The organism is Moraxella sp. CTOTU48717, from assembly GCF_032057165.1.
Lineage (GTDB): Bacteria > Pseudomonadota > Gammaproteobacteria > Pseudomonadales > Moraxellaceae > Faucicola > Faucicola tetraodonis.
The window spans coordinates 106,226-131,453 of sequence record NZ_DAMBBC010000003.1; the positions used below are offsets into that span (position 1 = coordinate 106,226).

At 45.0% G+C, this 25,228-nt stretch carries 19 protein-coding genes; all 19 read left to right on the plus strand.

From position 1 onward, the window contains the following. The first annotated feature begins 29 nt into the window (after positions 1-29). The 19 genes from sdhC (at position 30) to RT084_RS03470 (ending at position 25,012) form a co-directional block, all read left to right on the plus strand. Complete coding sequence (gene sdhC / locus RT084_RS03380) at positions 30-419, plus strand: succinate dehydrogenase, cytochrome b556 subunit (RefSeq protein ID WP_071586266.1); 390 nt, start codon at positions 30-32, stop codon at positions 417-419. Beyond that, a complete protein-coding gene (sdhD, locus tag RT084_RS03385) occupies positions 419-754 on the plus strand; it encodes a succinate dehydrogenase, hydrophobic membrane anchor protein (RefSeq protein ID WP_036594948.1) in 336 nt (111 codons plus the stop codon). The genes sdhC and sdhD overlap by 1 nt, the downstream gene beginning before the upstream one ends. Before the next feature lie 96 nt (positions 755-850). Then, the gene (gene sdhA / locus RT084_RS03390; RefSeq protein WP_172823599.1) at positions 851-2,713 is read left to right on the plus strand and encodes a succinate dehydrogenase flavoprotein subunit; all 1,863 of its coding nucleotides are present in this window, start codon (positions 851-853) and stop codon (positions 2,711-2,713) included. A gap of 76 nt (positions 2,714-2,789) precedes the next feature. Then, positions 2,790-3,500, plus strand: a complete 711-nt coding sequence (locus tag RT084_RS03395; protein WP_007115066.1) for a succinate dehydrogenase iron-sulfur subunit — start codon at positions 2,790-2,792, stop codon at positions 3,498-3,500. Between the two features lie 427 nt (positions 3,501-3,927). Next, positions 3,928-6,870: a 2-oxoglutarate dehydrogenase E1 component gene (locus tag RT084_RS03400; RefSeq protein ID WP_313097663.1), complete on the plus strand. Its 2,943-nt coding sequence runs from the start codon at positions 3,928-3,930 to the stop codon at positions 6,868-6,870. 140 nt (positions 6,871-7,010) lie between these two features. Next, positions 7,011-8,246 (plus strand): 2-oxoglutarate dehydrogenase complex dihydrolipoyllysine-residue succinyltransferase, encoded by a 1,236-nt coding sequence (gene odhB, locus RT084_RS03405; protein ID WP_007115064.1) that lies wholly within the window; start codon positions 7,011-7,013, stop codon positions 8,244-8,246. 87 nt (positions 8,247-8,333) lie between these two features. Continuing rightward, positions 8,334-9,782: a dihydrolipoyl dehydrogenase gene (gene lpdA / locus RT084_RS03410; protein WP_239743391.1), complete on the plus strand. Its 1,449-nt coding sequence runs from the start codon at positions 8,334-8,336 to the stop codon at positions 9,780-9,782. A 189-nt stretch (positions 9,783-9,971) separates the two neighbouring features. Beyond that, positions 9,972-11,147 carry an ADP-forming succinate--CoA ligase subunit beta gene (sucC, locus tag RT084_RS03415; RefSeq protein WP_007115062.1) on the plus strand — a complete coding sequence of 392 codons (1,176 nt, stop codon included), beginning with the start codon at positions 9,972-9,974 and terminating at the stop codon, positions 11,145-11,147. A gap of 87 nt (positions 11,148-11,234) precedes the next feature. Continuing rightward, a complete protein-coding gene (gene sucD, locus RT084_RS03420) occupies positions 11,235-12,137 on the plus strand; it encodes a succinate--CoA ligase subunit alpha (protein ID WP_312115404.1) in 903 nt (300 codons plus the stop codon). 213 nt (positions 12,138-12,350) lie between these two features. Continuing rightward, positions 12,351-13,238 carry a UTP--glucose-1-phosphate uridylyltransferase gene (locus tag RT084_RS03425; RefSeq protein WP_313097665.1) on the plus strand — a complete coding sequence of 296 codons (888 nt, stop codon included), beginning with the start codon at positions 12,351-12,353 and terminating at the stop codon, positions 13,236-13,238. Between the two features lie 17 nt (positions 13,239-13,255). After that, complete coding sequence (gene pgi, locus RT084_RS03430; protein ID WP_313097666.1) at positions 13,256-14,902, plus strand: glucose-6-phosphate isomerase; 1,647 nt, start codon at positions 13,256-13,258, stop codon at positions 14,900-14,902. Between the two features lie 28 nt (positions 14,903-14,930). Further along, positions 14,931-16,193, plus strand: coding sequence for a UDP-glucose 6-dehydrogenase (locus RT084_RS03435; RefSeq protein ID WP_282841728.1), 1,263 nt, complete (start codon positions 14,931-14,933; stop codon positions 16,191-16,193). Between the two features lie 8 nt (positions 16,194-16,201). Beyond that, complete coding sequence (galE, locus tag RT084_RS03440) at positions 16,202-17,236, plus strand: UDP-glucose 4-epimerase GalE (protein WP_313097667.1); 1,035 nt, start codon at positions 16,202-16,204, stop codon at positions 17,234-17,236. A 256-nt stretch (positions 17,237-17,492) separates the two neighbouring features. Beyond that, the gene (gene rsmH / locus RT084_RS03445) at positions 17,493-18,452 is read left to right on the plus strand and encodes a 16S rRNA (cytosine(1402)-N(4))-methyltransferase RsmH (protein WP_312384760.1); all 960 of its coding nucleotides are present in this window, start codon (positions 17,493-17,495) and stop codon (positions 18,450-18,452) included. A gap of 183 nt (positions 18,453-18,635) precedes the next feature. Then, the gene (gene ftsL, locus RT084_RS03450; RefSeq protein ID WP_312384761.1) at positions 18,636-19,142 is read left to right on the plus strand and encodes a cell division protein FtsL; all 507 of its coding nucleotides are present in this window, start codon (positions 18,636-18,638) and stop codon (positions 19,140-19,142) included. A gap of 12 nt (positions 19,143-19,154) precedes the next feature. Further along, a complete protein-coding gene (locus RT084_RS03455) occupies positions 19,155-21,224 on the plus strand; it encodes a peptidoglycan D,D-transpeptidase FtsI family protein (RefSeq protein WP_313097671.1) in 2,070 nt (689 codons plus the stop codon). A gap of 19 nt (positions 21,225-21,243) precedes the next feature. Continuing rightward, positions 21,244-22,806 (plus strand): UDP-N-acetylmuramoyl-L-alanyl-D-glutamate--2,6-diaminopimelate ligase, encoded by a 1,563-nt coding sequence (locus tag RT084_RS03460; protein WP_312384766.1) that lies wholly within the window; start codon positions 21,244-21,246, stop codon positions 22,804-22,806. Between the two features lie 14 nt (positions 22,807-22,820). Beyond that, a complete protein-coding gene (locus RT084_RS03465; protein ID WP_312384767.1) occupies positions 22,821-23,465 on the plus strand; it encodes a histidine phosphatase family protein in 645 nt (214 codons plus the stop codon). A 65-nt stretch (positions 23,466-23,530) separates the two neighbouring features. Further along, positions 23,531-25,012: a UDP-N-acetylmuramoyl-tripeptide--D-alanyl-D-alanine ligase gene (locus RT084_RS03470; RefSeq protein WP_312384769.1), complete on the plus strand. Its 1,482-nt coding sequence runs from the start codon at positions 23,531-23,533 to the stop codon at positions 25,010-25,012. Positions 25,013-25,228 lie beyond the last annotated feature (216 nt).

The window sequence follows — 25,228 nt, forward strand, 5'->3', positions numbered from 1 at the left end:
CACAGGTAAGTTATAACTGCGAATAAAGGATGCCCGCTGTGAAAAGCAACCGACCGATTGACCTTCCTTTAAGCCAAGTAATTAATGTTAATTCAAAAAACCCAATTGCTTTGGCTTCAATTACCCACCGTGTTTCTGGTGTGGTGCTATTTCTCCTAATTCCTGTGATGTTATGGATTTTTCAAACGTCGCTTGCCAGTGCTGAAGGCTTTGCAGATATTTTCACCAACCCATTGGTGAAGTTTTTGGCTTGGATCTTTGTGGCTGCATTAGGCTACCATTTTGTGATGGGTTTCAAACATTTATTTGCCGACATGGGCATGAATGAAGAATTAAACAGTGGTCGCACTGCGACATTCATTGGCTTTGTACTTGCAGCGCTTTGGGTTGTGGGTTCATTTGTATGGGTGATGTTCTAATGAAAAGTGCAACAGGTTTAACAGGCTCAGGCTCTCGCGATTGGGTGGTACAACGTATTAGTGCGGTTGTATTGGCAGTTTATTCATTGGTGATGTTGGGCTGGTTCTTAACCCACCAACCAACGTTTGAATTATGGCAAGGCTTTATGCTAAGCCTACCGATGCGCTTATTTACGCTATTGATGATACTAGCATTAGTGGGTCATGCGTGGGTAGGGATGTGGACTGTATTAACAGACTACGTTAAGTCAAATGGTTTACGTTTTGTGCTGCAATCTGCCATGATTCTTGCAGTCTTGGTTTATTTATTTTGGGGCGTGATGATTTTCTTCTAAACATCCTGTTAGATAAATTTTGTTAACGTATTTATCGATTTCTACCTCAGGGCTTTTAAGCATTTATGGGGATAAAATCGAACCATCATTTAGGAAATTAAAGCAATGGCAACAAAACAAGACAACACCATTAGCAATATTCAAACCTTAACCTTCGATGCGGTTATCGTTGGCGGCGGTGGCTCTGGTATGCGTGCGTCGTTACAATTGGCGCGTGGCGGTATGAATGTTGCGGTATTAACCAAAGTGTTCCCAACGCGTTCTCACACGGTTGCTGCGCAAGGTGGTATTGGCGCAAGTTTGGGTAACATGAGTGATGATAACTGGCACTTTCACTTTTATGACACCATCAAAGGTTCTGACTGGTTAGGTGACCAAGACGCCATCGAATACATGTGCCGTGAAGCACCAAAAGTAGTCTATGAACTTGAGCATATGGGTATGCCATTTGACCGTAACGCGGATGGTACGATTTATCAGCGTCCCTTTGGTGGTCATACTGCCAACTATGGTGAAAAAGCGGTACAACGTGCGTGTGCGGCAGCTGACCGTACAGGTCATGCATTATTGCATACCTTATATCAAAAAAATCTTGAGCAAGGTACAGAGTTTTTTATCGAGTGGATTGCGCTAGATTTGGTCAAAGATAGCAAAGGCGACATTAACGGCGTTATCGCGCTGGAGCAAGAAACAGGTCGTGTTGCGGTATTTCAAGCAAAAACAACTGTCCTAGCAACGGGGGGTGCAGGTCGTATTTTCGCTGCATCTACTAATGCCTTTATTAACACCGGTGACGGTCTAGGTATGGCAGTGCGTGCCGGTATTCCACTACAAGATATGGAATTTTGGCAATTTCACCCAACAGGCGTCGCAGGTGCGGGCGTATTATTGACCGAAGGTTGTCGTGGTGAAGGTGCGTTACTTCGTAATAAAGATGGCGAAGCCTTTATGGAGCGTTATGCACCAACCCTAAAAGATTTGGCACCGCGTGACTTTGTATCACGTTCAATGGACCAAGAGATCAAAGAAGGTCGTGGTTGTGGTCCACAGGGTGATTACGTAGTACTTGATATGACGCACTTAGGTGTGGATACCATCATGAAGCGTTTACCATCGGTTTATGAAATTGGTAAAAACTTCGCGAACGTTGATATTACCAAAGAGCCAATCCCAGTTGTACCGACTATCCATTACCAAATGGGCGGCATCCCGACCAATATTCATGGTCAGGTTGTCATGCCAGATCTTGAGGCAGGTACGGATGCGGAAGGTTTATACGCCCAGCAAAAAATCGTGAAAGGCTTATATGCAATCGGCGAATGTTCATGTGTATCCGTTCACGGCGCCAACCGTCTAGGTACAAACTCACTACTCGACTTGGTAGTATTTGGTCGTGCAGCGGGTCAGCATATCATTGATGAGTTCCACGCCGCTGACCGTCATGACTATGAGCCACTATCACCGCGTGTTCTTGACAAAACCTTGGCGCGTTTGAATGTGTTACAGCAATCTACGCAAGGTCTCAATGCGCAAGATGTGGCTGACGAAATCCGTCGTACCATGCAGCAACATGCAGGTGTATTCCGTACCCAAGCGTCAATGAATGAAGGCGTACAAAAAATCTTGGCACTTGAAAGTAAGGTCAATAGTCTTCACCTAGCTGATAAATCGCAAGTGTTTAATACCGCCCGTATTGAAGCGCTTGAAGTGGCGAATCTCTATGAAGTTGCCAAAGCGACAATGATTTCAGCTTCCCTGCGTCAAGAATGTCGTGGCGCGCACACCGTCGTTGACTACGAACGTGCGGCAGATGATTCGTATGCGCCGCTTGGTCGTAATGACCACGAATGGATGAAACATACCCTTTGGTTCTCTGAAGGTAACCGTGTTATCTATAAACCTGTTCGTAAGAGCCCACTGACTGTAGACTATGTTGAGCCAAAAGTGCGTACATTCTAATTAATATTTTTTGGTCTTTGCAAACTGTTGTAAAGACCCTATAAACCAATACCATAAACGTGTGGAGTTTAGCATTATGAGCAGAGGTACTCGCACCATCGAGATTTTCCGCTACGATCCAGATAAAGACGCAGCACCCCGTATGCAGACATACCAAATTGAGCTTTTAGACTCTGACCGTATGTTATTAGACGTACTTGTCCGTTTGAAAAAAATGGACGAAACCATCAGTTTCCGCCGTTCGTGTCGCGAAGGTATTTGTGGCTCTGACGGTATGAACATCAATGGTAAAAACGGTCTATCATGTCTTATTAACATGAACACGCTACCACAAAAAATTACTTTACGCCCGCTACCTGGTTTACCTGTGGTGCGCGACTTAGTGGTAGATATGAACCAATTCTATGAGCAATATGAAAAAGTTCATCCTTACTTGATCAATGACCAGCCAGCACCACCGACTGAACGTCTACAATCACCTGAAGACCGCGAAAAGTTAAACGGTCTATATGAATGTATTTTATGTGCGTGTTGTTCAACCAGCTGTCCATCATTCTGGTGGAACCCAGATAAGTTCTTAGGTCCATCAGCCTTGTTGAATGGCTACCGCTTTGTGGCAGATAGCCGTGATACTAGCACACAGGAGCGTTTAGCACGTTTAGACGACCCATTTAGCTTGTTCCGTTGCCGTGGCATCATGAACTGTGTGTCGGTTTGTCCAAAAGGCTTGAATCCTACCAAAGCGATTGGTCACTTACGTAACATGCTGTTAGACCAAGCAGGTTAGTACCACAGTTTGGTGACAAAAAAGCTCTGTATCGACAGGGCTTTTTTTATTGAGATGTGATAAATTCATAGTAATTGGCTATCTATTAATTAAAGTAATAAATCATATCCCAATATCATAATATTTTTTATACCTTTTCAGCCTAATGAATGAGATAAATTATCATGAATTTTGTATAATATACGATAGGTATCTATAGGGAATATTCATTTAGATTTTCTAAGGAAGGAGAAAACTAACTTTCACATTACTCTTCTTTTACTACCATTTGATAGCTATTTCTCCACACGCCAAGCGGCGTGAGTTGCTATATTTAGTAAATGAATGGTAACTATTACCTTAACAAAATTTTTTGTTAATTATAAAAATGCTAGGCTATTCCCTAAAATTTTTATTTCCACCTTTAAATACTACAGTAGAAAGAATCATGGCTAACCAAAACCAAACTTCTGTCTCATCTGCTCAGTTTACTGAACTGTCAGCAGATAACGCAGTCTATCTTGAATCACTCTATGAACAGTATCTTCAAGATCCACAAAGCGTTGATGAAAAATACATTCCTTATTTTGCGCAGTTTGCCAAAGATGATGATAAAAACGCCCTTCACCATACTATCCAAGACCAATTTTTGCTATTAGCTCGCAACACCACTGCCCACAAAGTTACCGGTCAATCAGCGGCAGGCACCGTCAGCCCTTCTGAAATTCGCGAATTTGCGGACAACCAAATGGGCGTGCAAAAACTGATTACCAGTTACCGCCGTCGTGGTCATCGTATTGCTAATCTAGATCCTTTAGGACTCATGCCACGTCCAGAAGTTGAAGAATTGACTTTGGCGTATTATGGTCTTTCTGAAGCGGATTTAGACACTGTATACCCTGTCAGTGACCTAAATATCGGTAAAGAAAAAGCCACACTGCGTGAAATTATCCAAGTGTTAGAGCGAGTTTATTGTAGCAGCATCGGTGCAGAATATTTCCATGTGACCACCGCCAAAGAAAAACGCTGGATTGAAAAATACCTTGAACAAAATCTTGGCTATGTCAAATTTGACAACGAAAAACGTAAATCTATCCTTGAGCGTTTGACAGCAGCGGAAGGGTTAGAAAAATACTTAGCGCGTAAATATACCGGTGTGAAACGTTTTGGTCTTGAGGGTGGCGAGAGCTTTATCCCGATGGTCAATGAGATAATTCAGCGTGCGGGTGAAAACGGTACCAAAGAAATGGTTATCGGTATGGCACACCGTGGGCGTTTAAATTTATTAGTGAATATCTTAGGTAAAAACCCTAAAGATTTGTTTGATGAGTTTGATGGTAAAAAACAACCGACCGTGGGTTCAGGTGACGTAAAATACCACAATGGTTATTCATCTAACGTAATGACACCGGGCGGCGAAGCACACTTAGCCTTGGCATTTAACCCCTCGCATCTTGAGATTGTATCGCCTGTATTGATTGGTTCAGTGCGTGCCCGCCAAGTACGCCGTCAAGATAAGACGGGTGATGCCGTTTTGCCAATCGTGGTACACGGTGACGCCGCGTTCGCCGGTCAAGGTGTCAACCAAGAAACCTTCCAAATGTCACAAACCCGTGCCTACTCAACAGGTGGTACGCTGCATATTATTATCAATAACCAAGTGGGTTTTACCACCAGCCGCTTAGAAGATGCGCGTTCAACTGAATACTGTACCGACATCGCCAAGATGGTACACGCACCGATTTTTCATGTAAACGGTGACGATCCAGAAGCCGTGGTATTTATGGCACAGCTTGCCCACGACTATCGCCAAACTTTCCATAAAGATATCGTGATTGATATGTACTGTTACCGTCGTAACGGTCACAATGAAGCGGATGAGCCTTCCGCCACTCAGCCACTTATGTATTCGGTCATCAAAAAACTGCCAAGTACTCGTGAGCTATTTGCCAATAAATTGGTTGCTGAAGGCGTTATTAGCAAAGCTGAAAGTGTGGCATTTGAAGATGACTACCGTGAGTCACTCGATAAAGGCGAATATGTTGCTAGCGCACTCGTGCGTGAGCCAAATAAAACGCTGTATGTAGATTGGACACCCTATATTGGTCATAAGCTTGAAGACAATTGGGATACGAGCGTTGATATCAATCAATTAAAAGCTTATGGTGAAAAAATGGCGCAAATGCCGGAAGGCTATGAGCTACAACGCCAAGTGCAAAAAGTGGTTGAACAGCGCAAAGCCATGCAAACCGGTCAAGAGCCATTGAACTGGGGTGCAGCAGAAACCTTGGCTTATGCGTCACTGGTCGAAGAAGGCTATCCTGTCCGTATTACGGGTGAAGACGTGGGTCGTGGTACTTTCTCACATCGCCATTCAGAAATTTTCAACATGAAAGACGGCAGTATGTATGTCCCACTTGCCAACATGAGCCCTAACCAAGCACGCTTTGACACCTTTAACTCATTGTTGTCAGAAGAAGCAGTGTTGGCGTTTGAATATGGTTACGCAACGACGGTACCTAATGCGCTAGTGATCTGGGAGGCGCAGTTTGGTGACTTTGTCAATGGGGCACAAGTGGTCATTGACCAATTTATTTCTTCAGGTGAAACCAAATGGCAACGTCTATGTGGTCTGACCATGCTGTTACCACACGGCTATGAAGGTCAAGGTCCTGAGCACTCATCAGCGCGCCTAGAGCGTTTTTTGCAGCTATGTGCCGAAGACAACATGCAAGTGATGACCCCAACTACACCTGCACAGATTTTCCATGCCCTGCGTCGACAAGTGGTTCGCCCAGCGCGTAAACCGCTGATTGTGATGTCACCAAAATCACTGCTACGTCATAAATTGGCAGTGTCAACGCTTGAAGAGCTTGCGCAAGGTCAGTTCCAAACCGTGATTCCAGAGATTGACCAACTTGATAATAACCAAGTGACGCGTTTAGTGTTGTGTGGCGGTAAAGTATATTATGACTTGCTTGAAAAACGTCGTGAATTGGGTCTCAACCATGTGGCGATTGTACGTATCGAGCAGCTTTATCCATTACCTGAAGCGCGTATTTTGGAAGAAGTGGCAAAATATCCAAACCTTGAAGGCATTGTCTGGACACAAGAAGAGCCACGTAACCAAGGTGCTTGGTACTATCTAGCACCGCACTTATTCCGTTTGATTGCACCGCCAAAACCCGCGACTCGTCCGACTAAAGCCTACTTGCTTGAGCCAGTAGCTCGCCCTTCATCAGCAGCACCTGCCGCAGGTTCGATGCAAATGCACGTTGCCCAACAACAAAAAGTTATCAACGAAGCATTGGGTTTGCCAAAGAATGAAGATTCAACCGAAGATAAGCTAGAAGCTAAAGCGGAAATCGCAGAAAAACAAGCGACTGACTAAGCGTTTTAAAGGATTAGTACTTAATAGATGCGTACTAATCCTTCTTGGTTTTTGGTATAGGCAATTGCGCCGAGTGCTAAGACAACAATGAATTTAACCCATTAAAAATGAAAGAATGTGAAATTAACTAGGAGTTTTCCATGAGTGAGATTAAAGTCCCCGTTTTCCCAGAATCCGTTGCTGACGGTACAATTGTTGCTTGGAATTTTAATGAAGGCGATCAAGTAAGCCGTGACGCTGTATTGTGTGAAATCGAAACCGATAAAGTTGTGATGGAAGTGGTGGCACAAGCTGACGGCGTGCTTAGCAAAATTCTCAAACAAGTTGATGACACAGTGCTTTCTGCTGAAGTCATCGGTGAGCTGACTGAAGGCGCAACCGCGGCTGCACCAGCAAGCCAACCTGCTGAAACCCAAGCACCGGCTGCCCAAGCTGAAGCCGCGCCTGCAGCTGCACAACAAGCGCCTACCGCTCAAGCGACTGCTGAAGCAGATTATAAAGACCAAAGTCCAGCGGTTCGTAAAGCAGCGAATACCACAGGCGTCAATCCTGCAGATGTTGAAGGTTCAGGTCGTGGCGGTCGTGTGACTAAAGAAGACATGGCAAACCCAACCTTGAAAGCCAACAATGCAATTAAAGCAGACAACGGTCAAGTGGTTGCCAATGCCGTCGGTCAACGGGCAGACAAACGTGTGCCAATGACACGTTTACGCGCCCGTGTTGCTGAGCGTCTGTTAGCCGCTACCCAAGAAACTGCGATGTTGACCACGTTTAACGAAGTGAACATGAAACCTATCATGGACTTACGTAGTGAGTTCAAAGAGCGTTTTGAAAAACGTCACGGTGTAAAACTAGGTTTTATGTCATTGTTTGTAAAAGCTGCTACTGAAGCGTTAAAACGTTTTCCAGCGGTAAATGCCTCTATTGATGGCAGCGATATCGTTTATCATGGTTATTATGATGTGGGTGTTGCGGTATCTAGCGACCGTGGTCTTGTGGTGCCGGTATTACGTGACACTGATCAAATGGGTATGGCAGATATCGAACGTGCGATTGGTAACTATGCATCAAAAGCGCGTGAAGGTAAATTAGGCATTGAAGACATGACGGGTGGTACATTCACCATTACCAATGGTGGGGTATTTGGTTCATTGATGTCAACCCCAATCATCAATCCACCACAAACAGCGATTTTGGGTATGCATGCGACAAAAGAACGCCCAATGGCTGTTAATGGTGAAGTAGTAATTCTACCTATGATGTACTTGGCATTGTCGTATGACCATCGTTTAATTGATGGTAAAGAAGCCGTACAATTCTTGGTCACTATCAAAGAATTGGTTGAAAACCCAGCGATGCTACTTCTCGATTTATAATGAAAAAAGCCTGTATTGGCAAAGGTTGATACAGGCTTTTTTGTTTAACAACTTTAACAATAACAACTCAAATTTTTGGTGAAGATTATGAAAGAAAGCTATGATTTGGTAATTATCGGTGGTGGCCCTGGTGGCTACGAAGCCGCAATCCGTGCAGGCCAATTGGGTATGAGCGTGGCTTGTATCGAAAAACGTATTAATAAAGGCGAGCCAGCGTTAGGCGGTACTTGTTTGAACGTCGGTTGTATTCCTTCAAAAGCATTGCTAGACAGTTCACATCGTTATGAAGCAACCAAACATGATTTAGCCGACCACGGTATCACCACAGGTGAAGTGGCGATTGACATCAGCAAAATGTTAAGTCGTAAAGACGCTATCGTTAAACAATTAACCGGTGGTGTGGCTGCATTGTTAAAAGGTAATGGTGCTGACTGGCTGCAAGGTACAGGTAAATTACTTGATGGTAAAGGTGCGGATAAACAAGTTGAATTTACCCCATTAGATGGTTCTGCGCCTACCACTATTACCGCTAAAAATGTGATTTTAGCGTCTGGTTCTGTGCCCATTGATATCCCTGTTGCCCCGATTGATAACGAATATATCGTTGATTCAACCGGTGCGTTAGACTTTACCGAAGTGCCTGCGCGTCTAGGCGTCATTGGTGGGGGTGTAATCGGTCTTGAACTGGGTTCGGTATGGCGTCGTTTGGGTAGTGAAGTGGTGGTATTTGAAGCCATGCCAGAATTCTTGGCAGCGGCAGACAAAGCCGTGAGCAAAGAAGCGGCAAAACTACTAAAAGCCCAAGGTATGGACATCCGTATTGATACCAAAGTCACTCAGGCTCAAGTAGAAAACGGTCAGGTACTTGTATCGTTTGACGCAAAAGGTCAAGCAGGACAAGAAACCTTCGATAAACTCATCGTTTGTGTGGGTCGCCGTGCTTATAAAGAAAACCTACTTGGCGAAAATTCAGGGGTAGAGCTTACTGAACGTGGTTTGGTAGCGGTGAATGACTTCTGTCAAACCAACCTTGATGGCGTCTATGCAATCGGTGACTTGGTGCGTGGTCCAATGCTGGCACATAAAGCGATGGAAGAAGGCATGATGGCAGTGGAACGTATTCATGGTGAAAAAGTTCAAGTCAATTATGACACCATTATTAGCGTGATTTACACACACCCAGAAATTGCATGGGTGGGCTTAACTGAAGAACAAGCCAAAGAGAAAGGTCATGAAGTCAAAACCGGTCAATTCAGCCTAGCGGCCAATGGCCGTGCGTTAGCCGCTGGTGAAGGCCAAGGCTTCATCAAAGTGGTTGCCGATGCCAAAACTGACCGTTTACTGGGTATGCATGTTGTCTCAGCGGGTGCAGGCGATATCGTTCATCAAGGCATGATCGCGATGGAATTCGTATCAAGTATTGAAGATTTGCAGTTGATGACGTTTGCTCATCCAACCATTTCTGAAGCGGTACACGAGGCGGTGCTATCAGCGGATGGTCGTGCGATTCATGCGATTCAACGTAAGCGCAAATAAGCTAGTTCACAAGGAATTTGGCTCATAAGTAACTTAGTTCATAAGTAACTTGGCTAATTAGCTTATGCATCAATAGTTTGAATAAGGTAAGTGAGCTAACCTCATTATCAACTAGGTTAGCTCACTGTTGACCAAAATATTCAAAAATAATTTTAAAACAATGTAAACCAAAACCGAGAGGACAAATTCATGAATTTACATGAGTATCAAGCCAAAGAATTATTAAAAAGCTATGGATTGCCAGTACAAGAAGGTATCATCGCTAAAAATGGCGACGAAGCCGCAGCAGCGTTTGATAAAATGGCAGGCAACGCCGGTGCCGTGGTTGTTAAAGCCCAAGTACATGCCGGTGGCCGTGGTAAAGCGGGCGGCGTAAAAATCGCTAAAACGCGTGAAGAAGCCAAACAAATTGCTGAAGAATTAATTGGTAAAAACTTGGTAACTTACCAAACTGACGCCAATGGTCAACCTGTTAACAGCGTACTTATCGCCGAAGACATGTACCCAATCGCAACTGAATTGTACTTAGGTGCAGTCGTAGACCGTTCAGCCCGTCGTGTGGTATTTATGGCGTCAACTGAAGGCGGTGTTGAAATTGAAAAAGTTGCCGAAGAAACCCCAGAAAAAATCTTGAAAGTAGAAGTTGACCCACTGGTGGGCTTACAACCTAGCCAAGCTCGTGAAGTGGCTTTCAAACTGGGTTTAAAAGACAAACAAATCAACGAATTTGCTAAATTGATGACAGGGGCTTATAAAGCCTTTACGGAAAATGACTTTGCGTTGTTTGAAATCAATCCATTAGCCGTTCGTAAATCTGGTGAATTAGCCTGTGTTGACGCCAAAATCGGTATCGACTCAAATGCCCTTTATCGCCTACCAAAAGTCGCTGAACAACGTGACAAATCACAAGAAAATGAGCGTGAATTAAAAGCCTCAGAATTTGACCTAAACTATGTTGCGCTTGAAGGTAATATCGGCTGTATGGTAAATGGCGCCGGTCTTGCGATGGCAACTATGGACATCATTAAACTATACGGTGGTCAACCCGCTAACTTCCTAGACGTAGGCGGTGGTGCGACCAAAGAACGTGTGGTTGAAGCGTTCAAATTAATTCTTGAAGACAAATCAGTCCAAGGCGTACTCATCAATATTTTCGGTGGTATCGTACGTTGTGACATGATTGCTGAAGCGATTATCGAAGCGGTGAAAGAAGTCAACGTCACCGTACCTGTGGTTGTGCGTCTTGAAGGTAACAACGCTGAAAAAGGTGCGCAAATCTTACGTGATTCAGGTCTTAAATTAATTCCTGCTGAAGGTCTTTCTGAAGCCGGTCAAAAAATTGTTGATGCGGTTAATAATGCCTAATGAAGAAAGTACAGGTATGAGCGAGTAGGGCTATGTGCCCTACTGGTTAATCGTTTAAATCAAACAGAAAAAGTAAAAGGAAAAACAATGAGCGTATTAGTTGGAAAAGACACTAAAGTATTAGTGCAAGGTTTCACAGGTAAAAACGGTACTCTACACTCAGAGCAATCAATTGCTTATGGTACCAACATCGTTGGTGGTGTTACCCCAGGTAAAGGCGGTACAACCCACCTTGATCGTCCAGTATTTGATACCATGGATGAAGCAGTAACAGAAACGGGTGCTAATGCCTCTGTTATCTTTGTACCCGCACCATTTGTATTGGACTCAATCGTTGAAGCGATTAACTCTGGCGTAAAATTGATTGTGGTCATCACCGAAGGCGTACCTACCCTAGATATGCTAAAAGCCAAACGTTACTTAGAAAACGTCAACGCTGACCTACAAGCCAAGGGCGAAGAAATCATCCGTATGGTGGGTCCAAACTGTCCAGGCGTCATCAGCCCAGGTAAATGCAAAATCGGTATCATGCCAGGTCATATCCACCAAGAAGGTAAAGTCGGTATCATCTCACGTTCTGGTACATTGACTTATGAAGCGGTTGCCCAAACCACTAAACTTGGCTTTGGTCAATCAACCTGTATCGGTATCGGTGGTGACCCAATCCCAGGTATGAACCAAATCGACGCATTAAAATTGCTTCAAGACGACCCACAAACCGAAGCGATTGTATTGATCGGTGAAATCGGTGGTACGGCTGAAGAAGAAGCGGCTGCATATGTCAAAGACCACGTGACTAAACCCGTCATTGGTTATATCGCAGGTGTCACAGCACCAAAAGGTAAACGTATGGGCCATGCCGGTGCGATTATCTCAGGTGGTAAAGGTACGGCGGAAGAAAAATTCAAAGCCTTTGAAGAAGCTGGTATTGCTTATACCCGTGACCCTTCAAAAATCGGTGAAAAAGTAAAAGAAGTCACTGGTTGGTAATGATCGGCTATTTTGACTAATCAAAAGCAGATAATCATTGGGTTATCTGCTTTTTTATTATTCGCTGGTGTTAGCAAACGCTGGTGTTAGCAAAATACCCTCAATCAGTTTTAATAATGCGTTTAAAATATTCGGGCAGATAAAATATTTGCCATAAAAATATGTTAAGCTTGATATCAACTATTTGAACAACTTGTTTTATTAAGAGTCACTATGTCGAAAAAAATCACTCACGCTGTTATCCCTGTGGCAGGGTTTGGCACGCGTATGCTACCACTATCAAAAGCAGTGCCAAAAGAGTTGCTACCGCTTGGCAATAAGCCAGCCATTCAATATGTCGTTGAAGAAGCCATTGCTGCAGGTTTAACCAATATTGTCTTGGTCAATCATGCGCAAAAAACTGCCATTGAAAACTATTTTGACATCAATAGCGAGCTTGATACCCAATTACGCGCTAAAGGCAAAGTGGCGCTAGCCGATAGTTTAAACTGGCTACCTGCAGGCGTCACGGTTACCAGTGTGCGCCAAGGCAAACCGTTAGGATTAGGGCATGCGGTCTTGCAAGCCCGTGCCATTGTAGGTGATGAACCGTTTGCTGTGCTGTTACCGGATGTAATTTTAAACCCCTATAACATTGACTATACTCAGCAGAATTTAGCCTACATGCTACAGCAGTTTGCCAAGCAGCAGTATTCACAGATATTAGTTGATCCTGTCAAAGAAAGTGATATTCATAAATATGGCATTGCCAAGCTAGCCAGCACACAAATGGTAGCAAAGTCTGAACAAAACCAGTCGTTTGCTGTGATGGGGTTTGTGGAAAAACCCAAAGCTGAAGATGCGCCTTCTAATTTGGCTGTCGTTGGGCGCTATGTGTTTAATAATGCTATTTTTGATTATCTAGCGAATACGCAGCCAAGTGTGGGTGGGGAAATTCAGCTGACCGATGCCATTGATGCGCTTATTAGCACGCAAGGGGTAGATGTGGTTAGCATGGTGGGTAACAGCTTTGATGCAGGTGACATGAATAGCTACTTACAAGCTGTGGGTTATTTTGCCACTCAATTGGGCATTGAAGCGTTTCAACATACAGCAAATTAATATAGGGTCATAGACGAATGTCAATCGATACAAGTGCGAATCGTACATGGCAAACACTGTCTACCCAGGCAGATAGTATGGCCACGCTTAATCAATTGTTTAGCCAACAGTCCAATCGCGGCTTACAGTACCGCGTTGCTGCTTGCAACATGATCATGGATTTTAGTAAACAAAAAATTGATGAGGCTGTGCTTAGTAATTTAATCACACTGGCAAATGAGCGTGAGTTAGCGCAAGAAATCCATCGGCTGATGACAGGCGACATCGTGAATGATACTGAGCATCGCCCTGCATTGCATACCGCACTAAGACAGCCGCAAGGTGAGCAAGTTTGGGTCGAAGGTGTCAATGTCATTGAGCAGGTGCATACCAGCTTACAAAAAGCGGAAAAGTTGGTTGAGCGGATTCGTAATGGGGTCTGGCGTGGTTATTCTGGTCAGGCAATCACCGATGTCGTAAATATCGGGGTCGGCGGCTCAGATCTAGGGCCTGTGATGGCAACAACGGCACTAAAAGAATGGACAGATACCCCTATCAGTGTGCATTTTGTCTCCAATATGGATGGCACCCAGCTTGATAGTTTGCTTAAGGTATTAAATCCGCAAACCACGCTGTTTATTATCTCGTCGAAATCATTCTCCACCATTGATACGCTGTCCAATGCCAAGACGGCGATGTCATGGTTGTTAGCCAGTCATGATAACAAAGCCACTATTTTGCGTCGTCATTTTATTGGGATTTCTACCAAAGCCGATAAGATGTCAGAATGGGGTATTCATGTCGATAACCAACTAATGCTCTGGGATTGGGTTGGGGGTCGATTCTCCATGTGGTCAGTGATTGGACTGGCGATTGCCATAAAAATTGGCATGCACAATTTCTATGAGCTGCTAGCAGGAGCCTATGAGATGGATCGGCATTTTGCCACCGCCGATTTTTCTCAAAATATGCCTGTGTTGTTAGGGCTACTCGGTGTTTGGAACAGTACGTTTTTGCACATTAATGCCCATACGGTTTTACCTTATGATGGTCGGTTATCTTTTTTCCCCAACTACTTAACCCAGCTTGAGATGGAGAGTAACGGTAAATCTGTCAATCGCCAAGGTGAGGCAGTGACTTACAGTACTTGTCCGATTTTGTGGGGTGATATTGGCTCCAATGCTCAGCATGCGTTTTATCAGTTGTTGCATCAAGGCACACAGGCAGTCAGTTGTGATTTTATTGCGCCCATCAAACGCTACGCCGATGCCCAAACAATCAATAAAAACTTGCTTGAGCAGCACGGACTTTCGCTTGCCAACTGCTTAGCGCAAAGCCAAGTTCTGGCGTTTGGCAATGCCGCCATCAAAGACAGCAATAATGGTATGGATAAATTCAAACATTATCGCGGCAATCAGCCGTCAACGACCATTTTACTCAAACAGCTGACCCCAAGAACGTTAGGGTCATTGATTGCGCTGTATGAACACAAAGTATTTGTTATGTCAGTCATTTGGCAGATTAACCCATTTGACCAGTGGGGGGTCGAAGTGGGTAAAGTGATGGCTAATGCCGTCTTTGATGCCTTGGTATCAACGCAAGAATTATCGCCGCAACAAGCGCAGCCATTTGATAGCTCAACCAATCAGTTGCTAAATACCATTAAAACAACCTTTGCAAGCTGATGAAGGATAAGGATAAAAGAAGAAAACAATGACAAAAACTGTATATGTAATTGGTAGTACCAATGAATCAATCAATGCTTGTATTTTGCTTGCTACCCTTGAATACCAAGTCAGGCTATTGACCGATGACGATAGCCTTCAGCAGGTCATGAATGATTACCAGTTTGATCGGCAGATGGTGCTGCTGTGGCAGTTGTACCAATCTCAAGGCAACATCGTTACCCAGCCTTTGCCAACCCATGATTTTTCAGCCTATGTCAGCGCAGAAGATATTTGGTTGTTTGTCGATGGCGTATCAGCGCAGGCGCTTGACCAATTTGGCTCATTTCATTTTAACCCCACCACCCAGATTATCATCAGCGGTGTCAAAGCCATGGGTGAGATTGAACAATTCGCGCGCAAATTGACGACTACCTGGGTGTATTATCTTCCCTTTATTTTTATGAAAGACGGGGCGAATTTTAGTTCTTTTTTCCAAGCCGATTTGGCACTGATTGGTGAAAAAACGCAAGGCAGTAGCGCGCACAACAACATTTTGCTGTTTTTTATTGAAAAAAGTGACAAGCACTTTATTACTGATATCAAAACAGCAGAATTTGCGCGCAGTAGTATCATGGGAATGCTGGCAACACGCTTGTCTTTCATGAATGAGATGGCGCGTCTCGCCGCCAGTGAACAGGTCAATATCAAACAAGTTGAGCAAATCCTTGGGCTTGATAAACGCATTGGTAAAGATTATCTCAAAGCAGGTTGGGGCTTTGGTGGCAAGTCATTGCCCCTAGAATTGGATTTTTTGATTGATGGGTTTAAGCATAACCAAGTAGAGACATCATTGCTAGAGGCGGTAAAATCCATTAATGAAGACCAAAAAGAGCTGATTTTCCGTGAATTTTGGCAATATTTTGATGGCTTTATCGAAAATAAAACGGTGATGATTTGGGGCTCAGGCTATCGTAATGGTACGGGACGCACCACCCATTCAGCGTTTCACCCACTCATTAAATTATTATGGTCATACAATATCAAGACGATTGTGTATGCCAACAATACCAAAGAAGAATTGTTAGAGTTATACGGTAATCATCCGCTGTTTTCATTGACCGACGATGCCTATGCGCCGCTTACGCAAGTGCAAGCGTTGTTTATTGTCAATTGGTCGCTACCGATCAAGCCGGATATCAATCGTTTAAATAACATTGCATTACCCATTTTTGATGCAAAAAATACGTTAACCGAACCACAAATTCAGCAGCTCGTTGGCTTTTATACGGGTATAGGCTGTAAAAAATAGGCAAAACAATGACCAATCAAAGCAAAAAAATCTTAGTGACTGGCGGGGCAGGCTATATCGGCTCACATACATTAATTGAACTAATTGCTGCAGGATTCACCCCTGTAGTGTATGATAATTTATCCAATAGTAGCCCAGCCTCGCTGGCGCGCGTCCAGCAAATTGTGGGGCGGTCCATTGAATTTATCGAAGGCGATATTTTGGACACACAGCTGCTTGCCAAAACCTTTGCCGCGCATGACTTCACTGCGGTGATTCATTTTGCAGGGCTAAAGGCGGTCGGCGAGTCGGTTGCCAAGCCACTTTGGTATTATCAAAACAATGTCGCAGGCACGCTCAATCTACTCGATGCGATGACCAACGCCCAAGTAAAAAACTTGATTTTCTCATCATCAGCAACGGTCTATGGCGACCCAGAAGCCTTGCCGATTGTCGAGTCCTCACCGCGTTCTGCGACCAATCCGTATGGGCAAAGCAAGCTGATGATTGAACATATGCTTGAAGATTTGGCAAAATCAGATAACCACTGGCAATTAATTTCACTGCGCTATTTTAATCCCATTGGTGCCTACCATACCGGAACCATAGGTGAAAATCCAAATGGCATTCCAAACAATTTGATGCCCTATGTTAGCCAAGTGGCAGTGGGTAAGCTGCCGCAGTTAAGCGTGTTTGGCAATGATTATGATACTGTGGATGGGACAGGCGTGCGAGATTACATCCATGTGGTTGATTTGGCAAAAGGGCATGTCGCCGCTTTACAGTATTTGCAACAGCAAACCCAGCTTGGATTTGAGCCGATTAACTTAGGTACAGGTAAAGGGACATCTGTCTTAGAATTGGTCAATGCCTTTATCAAAACTACCGGTCAACCCGTGCCTTATAGCGTAGCACCAAGACGACCTGGCGACATTGCCAGTTGTTATGCCAGTAGTGATAAAGCCAAGAAGCTGTTGGGCTGGCAAGCTGAGTTTGATATCGAGCGTATGTGTACCGACACTTGGCGTTGGCAAAGCCAAAACCCTAATGGCTATGACGATTAAGCGCCCCTTTAATATTATTGAATATTAACGAATATTAACGAATATTAACGACGGTTTTATAACCGTCTTTTTTATCGGTAGGTTTTATCAAAGATGAGCATTTTTATCATAAAAACCTAGTCAAGGTTATGATTTTACTTGACCCTAGGCTTGCTTCAGCGATAATAGAGGATTAGATAAATTATGATTTTTATTTATTTTACCCTAGCGATTGTTTAGCGAATTTCTTTTTTCTTATTGCCCCATTGAGCCTGTTATGACTGTTAGCGCACCTGAATTTATCCATGAAACCGTTTTGTTAAAGGAAACGGTGGCAAGTGTGCTCAATGTAACTTTAGCGGAGCTAGAAACAGGAGCCATTAAAAAAACGGGCACCTTTGTCGATGCGACATTTGGGCGCGGTGGGCACAGCCGATTGCTGTTAACTTATTTGGATGAAGACAGTCGTCTGCTCGTATTTGATAAAGACCCCCAAGCCATACAAACGGCGCAAGCATTGGCAGCCAGCGATGCGCGCGTGATAGTGATTCATGATAGTTTTGCCAAGCTACAGGACAATCTGCAGCGATTAGGCATTGAACAGGTCGATGGGATTATGGCAGATTTGGGCGTGTCCTCACCGCAGCTTGATGACGGTAGCCGCGGCTTTAGCTTTATGCGCGATGGCGCGGTTGATATGCGCATGGATACCACCCGTGGCGAATCGGTCGCCCAATGGTTAAAACGCGTGGATGAAACCGTGCTTGCCGATGTGCTGTATAACTATGGCGAAGAACGACACAGCCGCCGTATTGCAAGGGCAATCAAACAAATGGAACATTACGATTCTACCCTAGCGCTGGCAGAAACCATCAAACAGGCGCATCCCAATTGGCAAAAAGGCAAGCACCCTGCCACCCAAAGTTTTCAAGCCATGCGTATTTTTATCAATAATGAACTCGGTGATATCGATAACTTCTTGGATCAATCGCTCATGGCGCTTAAGGTAGGGGGACGCTTGGCGGTGATTAGTTTTCATTCGCTAGAAGACCGCATCATCAAGCAGTTTTTGCAAAAACACAGTAAAGGTCAATACCCTGAAGATGCCAATTTGCCGATGCCACCCAAACGCCCCAAACTGCTATCTAAACCTGAGCGTGTCGCCCCGTTGGATACGGAAATAAAAACCAACCCGCGCGCCAGAAGTGCTTGGCTTCGGTCAGCAACCCGACTGTAGAAATAGCCGTTTTTGTAACATGATATTTATAACAAACAATAAAAAGCGATTGCATTAACCAAACTTAGATGGGTTGCGTTATAATGACTTGTTTTATCTTGATACCCTGCTCTTTGATATAAAAAGCTCTTTGATATAAAAATGCCAAAATCTCAGCCCCTGCCTCCCATGACGAGTAACCCCATGTCAAATGGCCGCGATAACCAAAATTCGCCGAAAAAAACGCGTCTTTTCTCCGCCAAAAATAACGACGCAATGGTAAAAAATAACACGACGATGAAAAAAAGCAGTGAAGGCTTGGGTGCCAGTATTAGCGAGATGCTCGATACTGAATATCGTGGCGTTAGTATCTATACGGTTGCGATGATGCTATTAGTGATTGCGATTTTGTGGACAGGGGTGAGCGTCGTCGAGCAAATCCAAACTTATCACCAACAATATGGCGAGCTGCAAAAACTCAAAAAACAATTTCGCCATCTGCAAATGGAACACCAACGTATGCTGATTGAGCAGCAAACTTTTAGCGCTACCCCGCAAGTGACCAATCGCGCGGTGACCGAGCTCAATATGTTTTACCCTAACTTGTCCGATCGTATGATTATTCACGACAACAAAGTCACGGTATTTACTAGTGACGCCAGCAGCAACGAGTCAAACACTCCAGCTATCAATCTAGAAACGCAGCATTGATGAGGCAACCGCGTGAATACTCGCAATAAAAAATCGATAACCACCAAAGTTGCCAATGCCATGTCAGGGCGACCCACCAAAGTGCCTGTGCTCAAAGTCACTGCCCCTAAAATCAATGCGTCGAAGCGTCGTAGTGGTGCCTCACGCCAAGGCAGTATTGAAGAAGATGCCATTCGCTTTAAGTCCATTTGGATAGCGATGGGGCTGGTGTTTGTGGCGATTTTTGGACGCTTGGCATACATCCAAGTCATTAATAAATCTTACTATCAAGACAAAGGTAATTCGCTCATTACCACCATCAAAAAAGAGCCTTCTTACCGGGGTATGATCACCGATCGCAATAACATGCCGCTTGCGATTTCAGCCCCGTTAACCTCTGCGTATTTTAGTCCGCATGATTATGCGGTGGAATACTATGAGCTCAAAGCGCGCCAACAAGAATTGCAAAAGTCTAAACCGAGTAAATCAGTCAGTCGCGAGCTTGAGCGCGTTGCAAAACGCTTGCAGAACATGGATTTAGCCAAACTTTCGGCATTGACAGGCATTAGCGTCAGCGAATTTAAAAATGCGGTGCGTATCAATGACAACATCAATCTTGCAGATAAAGAGGCAATCAAAGCCGTATTGCCCACGGGCGCAGGGTCGCATTATTTTCCATTGATGAAAAATGTGCAACCTGAAGCGGCACAGCCGCTCATTGATGCCAATTTTGCTGGGGTCAGTACCGACACGTTTTATCAGCGCTATTATCCACAGCCACAGCCGAATGCCCAATTATTGGGCTTTATGGCGCGTACCAACATGACAGATGGCACGCATTACCAAGGGCAAGCTGGGGTAGAGCGCGTATTTAATGACATGTTATCGGGCAAAGATGGCGAAGTCATGGTCATGCGTGATGCCAAAAACAACAGTATTAAAGAAATCGAACAAGTCAAACCTGAAGTCGCTGGCAAGGATTTACAATTAACCGTTGATTCACGGCTACAATATATCTTGTACCAAGAACTTGAAAAAGTCGGAAGAGTACAGCAGGCGCGCTGGGCAGCGGGTATGATTGTCGATGTCAACTCGGGTGAAGTGATGGCGATGTCCAACTGGCCGTCGTTTAACGCCAATGACTTAAATAGCTTATCCAATGAAAACCAGCGTAACCATGCCTTGATGGATGTATTCGAACCAGGTTCGGTGATGAAACCCATCACCGTTGCCACCGGCTTAAAGTCAGGACAATACAAAGCCAACTCACTGGTTAATACCAGTCCAGGCAGCATGGTGGTACAAGGGCATACTATTCGTGACCATGGCAATTTAGGTACCATTAGTTTGCGTACCCTACTGCAAAAATCGAGTAATATCGGCTCAGCAAAAATAGCCCTTTCTTTGCCAGCGAGTGCGATGAGTGATATGCAAAAAGCCTTTGGCTTTGGCGCAAAAACCAACCTAAAATTACCCGGTGAATCTGCAGGCCTAGTGCCAACGCCTGAGCAAAATGAAATCGCACGCCGCGCAACTGTATCGTACGGTTACGGTCTACAAGTCACGCTGGCGCAGCTTGCGCAAGCTTACAGTGTGCTAGGGGCAGGGGGCGTGATGCATCCGTTGACGCTGCTCAAAAGTACCCGTGATAACGCACTCAATAGCAGTAGTACCAATAATGTCTCTGTCCCTTTTGCCAAACCTGCCGCCAAGCAAGTCATCAAAAACAGCGATGCACTTACCATTGTCGATATGATGACGTCAGTCACTGAGCCGGGTGGTACGGCAACTTTAGCCGCCATCGATGGCTATCGGGTGGCGGGTAAAACAGGTACGGCAAGACGCACCAATCCTAAAGGCGGTTATTACAACGACCAATACCGCACCGCGTTTGTCGGTATTGCCCCTGCTTCCAACCCACGTTTTGTGGTGGCTATCATGGTTGAAGACCCGCGTATTAACAAATTTGGTGGTTTGGTTGCAGCACCCGTGTTCCGCAGTGTGATGAAAGAAGCCTTGCGTTTGTATAATGTGCCGTTTGACAAACCGCTATCGGGTAAAGAAACCACTGCCGCCAGCATCGAAAGCGTCAATGACTTATAACAACCCTATGGAAAAAGCTATGATTACGTTGCAACCGATGATGTCTGCGCTATCACTACCAGAAAGCGTGCGACAACTGTTAAACCCTGTCATGAATCAACCATTTGGGCAGTTTGTGGTCGATAGCCGTCAAGTGGGTCAGGGCGATGTATTTGTATTGCTAAAGAGTCAAAACGCGACCGACAGCCTTGATTTGGAAAAAGTTACAGGTTATCTTGCCCAAGTCACAGACAAAGCGGCGTTTGTGTTGTCAGAAATTGATGTATCTGCGCTCCAGTCGCAGTTTATGTTGCCGATTATTTATTTGCCTACCATTCGTGATTTTTTAGGTTCTCTGATTCAAACCAGTTTGCAACAGCAACATCGCACCAAGTTGCCTGCGGTCATCGCGGTGACAGGCACCAATGGCAAGACCACCGTAAGCCAACTGGTCGCCCAACTCATCAGTCAATCGGGCATCAAAACTGCGGTGATGGGCACGGCAGGTAATGGGGTTTTGCCAAATTTAACCCCAAGTACCCACACCACCTTAGAAGTCTTTAATCTGCAACATGCGATTGATGATTTTGCCAAGCAAGGCGTACAAGCCTTAGCCATTGAAGCCAGCTCTCACGGGTTACACCAACAGCGGCTGCAAGGCGTACCCATCAACGTGGCGATATTTACCAATTTAAGTCGTGATCATCTCGACTATCATACTGACATGGACGATTATGCGCAGGCGAAAGCGCGACTGTTTGATAAAGCACATTTTCCCACCCTCACTCACGCGATTATTAATTTAGAGGATGAATTTAGTGAATTGATGATTGAGGCGGCTAACGCATCCCATTTAACCGTGTGGACGTATAGCTTGACCAATGACCAAGCCGATTTTTTTGCCAAAACCATCCTGCCTAGTTTGCAAGGGGGTGATTTGACCATTGCTCTTTCAAAAGCTGTCACGCCACAAGGTGAATTAACGGTGAACAGTCCACTGTTAGGGCGATTTAATGTGGCCAATTTGCTCGCGAGTATCGCAGGCGCCTTCGCGTTATCACAAAGTGCCGCGATGGGATTGAGTGTGGCGCAAATCCAAGCGGCAGTGCCAACGCTTCGCGGCGCCACAGGTCGTATGGATCGGGTGCCATCGACCAGTAGCTGTTTTATCGTGGATTATGCGCATACGCCAGATGCGCTAGAGCAGGTGTTGACCAGTTTAAAATCGCACTGTACAGGTGAGCTATGGGCAGTATTTGGCTGTGGTGGTGACCGTGATAAGGGTAAACGTCCACTGATGGCGCAAGCAGGACTTCGCCTAGCTGACAAAGTGATTTTGACTGCCGATAACCCACGCAGTGAAGACCCCAACGCGATTTTGAACGATATGCAAGCGGGCATGACTTGTGAGCAGCACTACCAAGCCATTATCGAACCAGACCGTCAAAAGGCGATTGAATATGCGGTGCAACATGCCAAGCCTAACGATATCGTGGTAATTGCAGGCAAAGGGCATGAAACCTATCAAGAAATCAAAGGGGTACGCCACGATTTTGATGATAAAGTGGTGGTAAAAAATGCTATTGACAAATTTGGCAAATAACTTAGCCTAACATCATGAAAAAAATCTACCTAATCCGTCATGCCCAAAGCGAGTCCAATGCAGGGCAAGCAGTGCGCCCCAATCATGCCATCAATCTTACTGACGTTGGCAAGACGCAAGCGCAAGCATTGGCGGATTGGCTCACTGACCATATCAGCGAGCCAGTCACCGAGATTTTTGTATCCCAGTATCTTCGCACCCAGCAAACGGCTCAGCCTTATCTACAAAGCACTAAACGCTCAGCCATTGTCATCGAAGAATTGCACGAATTTAACTTTTTGGATTTTGACACCATCAAGGATTTGTCATTTGATGACATCCGTGTGATTGCCGATGATTTTTGGCAACAGCATTCTGCGCACCGAGCCAGTGAAGTGACGGACAGTTTTGAGTATTTCGTAGCGCGGGTACAAAAGGTGCGTGCTTATTTTGATGGCTTGCCCGATGGCACCTATCTAGTATTTACCCACGGCATGTGGATTGGCATGCTTATCTGGCAACTGCTACTTGGCGATAGCCCGCGTCTATATAATATGAAAAAATTCCGTGAGTTTGAACTGGCAATGCGCCCCAAAAATTGCGAAGTGTTGTTGCTCGCTCCTGCAGGAATCAAGAAAGTATGGGTGCGCAATGATGGGCAAGATGACGAGATTCGCTAGTAATAAACTATAAAGAGACCCGAATAAAGATACCCCAATAAAGAGACCCTAATAAAGAGACGACAATGACTGCATATATTTGGCAATCTGCCAACTTAACCGAAGCGGTGAAAGACCTAAACCCAATCTTTCACAGTGATTTTACCCAGACATCCACAAGAATTATCACCGACACCCGCAAAATCGAACAAGGCGATATCTTTTTAGCCATCCAAGGCGATAACTTTGACGGACATGATTATGTACAAACTGCCAAAGACAAAGGCGCGGTCTTAGCGATTGTCAGCCGTGCAGTCGACAGTGACTTGCCGCAACTCGTAGTGACTGACACAAAATTGGCACTCGGCAAATTAGGTGCTTACCGCCGTGGCCAACATCCCAATCTAAAAGTCGTCGCGATTACAGGCTCGAGCGGCAAAACCACCGCCAAAGAAATGCTTGGCAGTATTTTAAACCGTATTGCGCCGACACTTATCACCCGCGGCAATCTCAACAATGATTTGGGCGTGCCGATGATGCTACTAGAGCTGACCGATGACCATCGCTATGCCGTGATGGAGCTTGGCGCCAACCATGTCGGAGAGATTGCTTATACCACACAGCTTGTCAAACCCGATGTCGCTTGTGTGCTCAATATCGGCACGGCACATTTGGGGGAATTTGGCGGGCGTGATAATATCGCCAAGACCAAATCTGAGATTTATCAAGGATTAAGTGACGCAGGTACAGCGATTGTGCCATTTGGTGACGATTATTTTGATACGCTACTCAATAATGCCCAACAATTTACCCAAAATATTCTCACCTTTGGTGAGCGTGACGTGTCCTTGGCAGATGCTGGTGTGGATATGCAACAAGCCAAAGAAATTGGCTTAACAGATGAAGATACGGTGCTACTGATGGGCGATGTGTTTGCCGATGATGTGGAAGTCGGTAATACCAGCACCTTTAGCCTAAATTTCAATTTTGAAATTGATGAAATCGAAAGCCAAAACGTCACTTTAAACTTTGCAGGTGAACACAACATCAGCAATGCCTTAGCCGCCGCGGCCTGTGCGCAAGCTTTGGGGCTGTCGATTGATGATATCGCCAAAGGACTCGATGCCGCCAAACCTGCCAAAGGTCGGCTCAATTTTATTGAGTTTGGTAAACATACTTTAATTGATGATACTTATAATGCCAATCCCAGTGCCGTCCTTGCTGCCACGCAAGTGTTGGTGAGTCAAGGTGCACCAACCCTGTTGGTATTAGGCGATATTGGTGAGTTGGGTGACGCCGCGCAAGAGGAGCATCGCAAGCTCGGTGAGGCTATCGCCGCCTCTGGCGTGACTGCACTGTATACGGTGGGGGAGTTGACGCCTGTTACCGTCGCGCAAGCGCAAGCATCCGGCATGCAAGCACAGGCATACCCAGATAAAGCCACCCTACTTGCAGCGATCAAAGATAAGCTGACGAGTAGTGATGACGCTTGGCATATCTTGTTTAAAGGCTCGCGCTATATGATGATGGAGCAAGTAATGGACGAGTTAATTCGTCAGCCATCCTAGCTAAAAACAGAACTTTCATCAGCCATTTAATAAAAATTGGCTGATTTTTTGTGAATTTTTACTTAAAATAGTCAACTTTTCATGATGGGTTTTTGCTGATAAGACCAAGTGATACGGTTTTCACAGATAGTTTTCATAGCGAGTTTTCATTTATTTCATCATGATCATAATAGGGGCATTGCATCCCTGTTTTACCCAGAACCCTCTAAGGAGTCC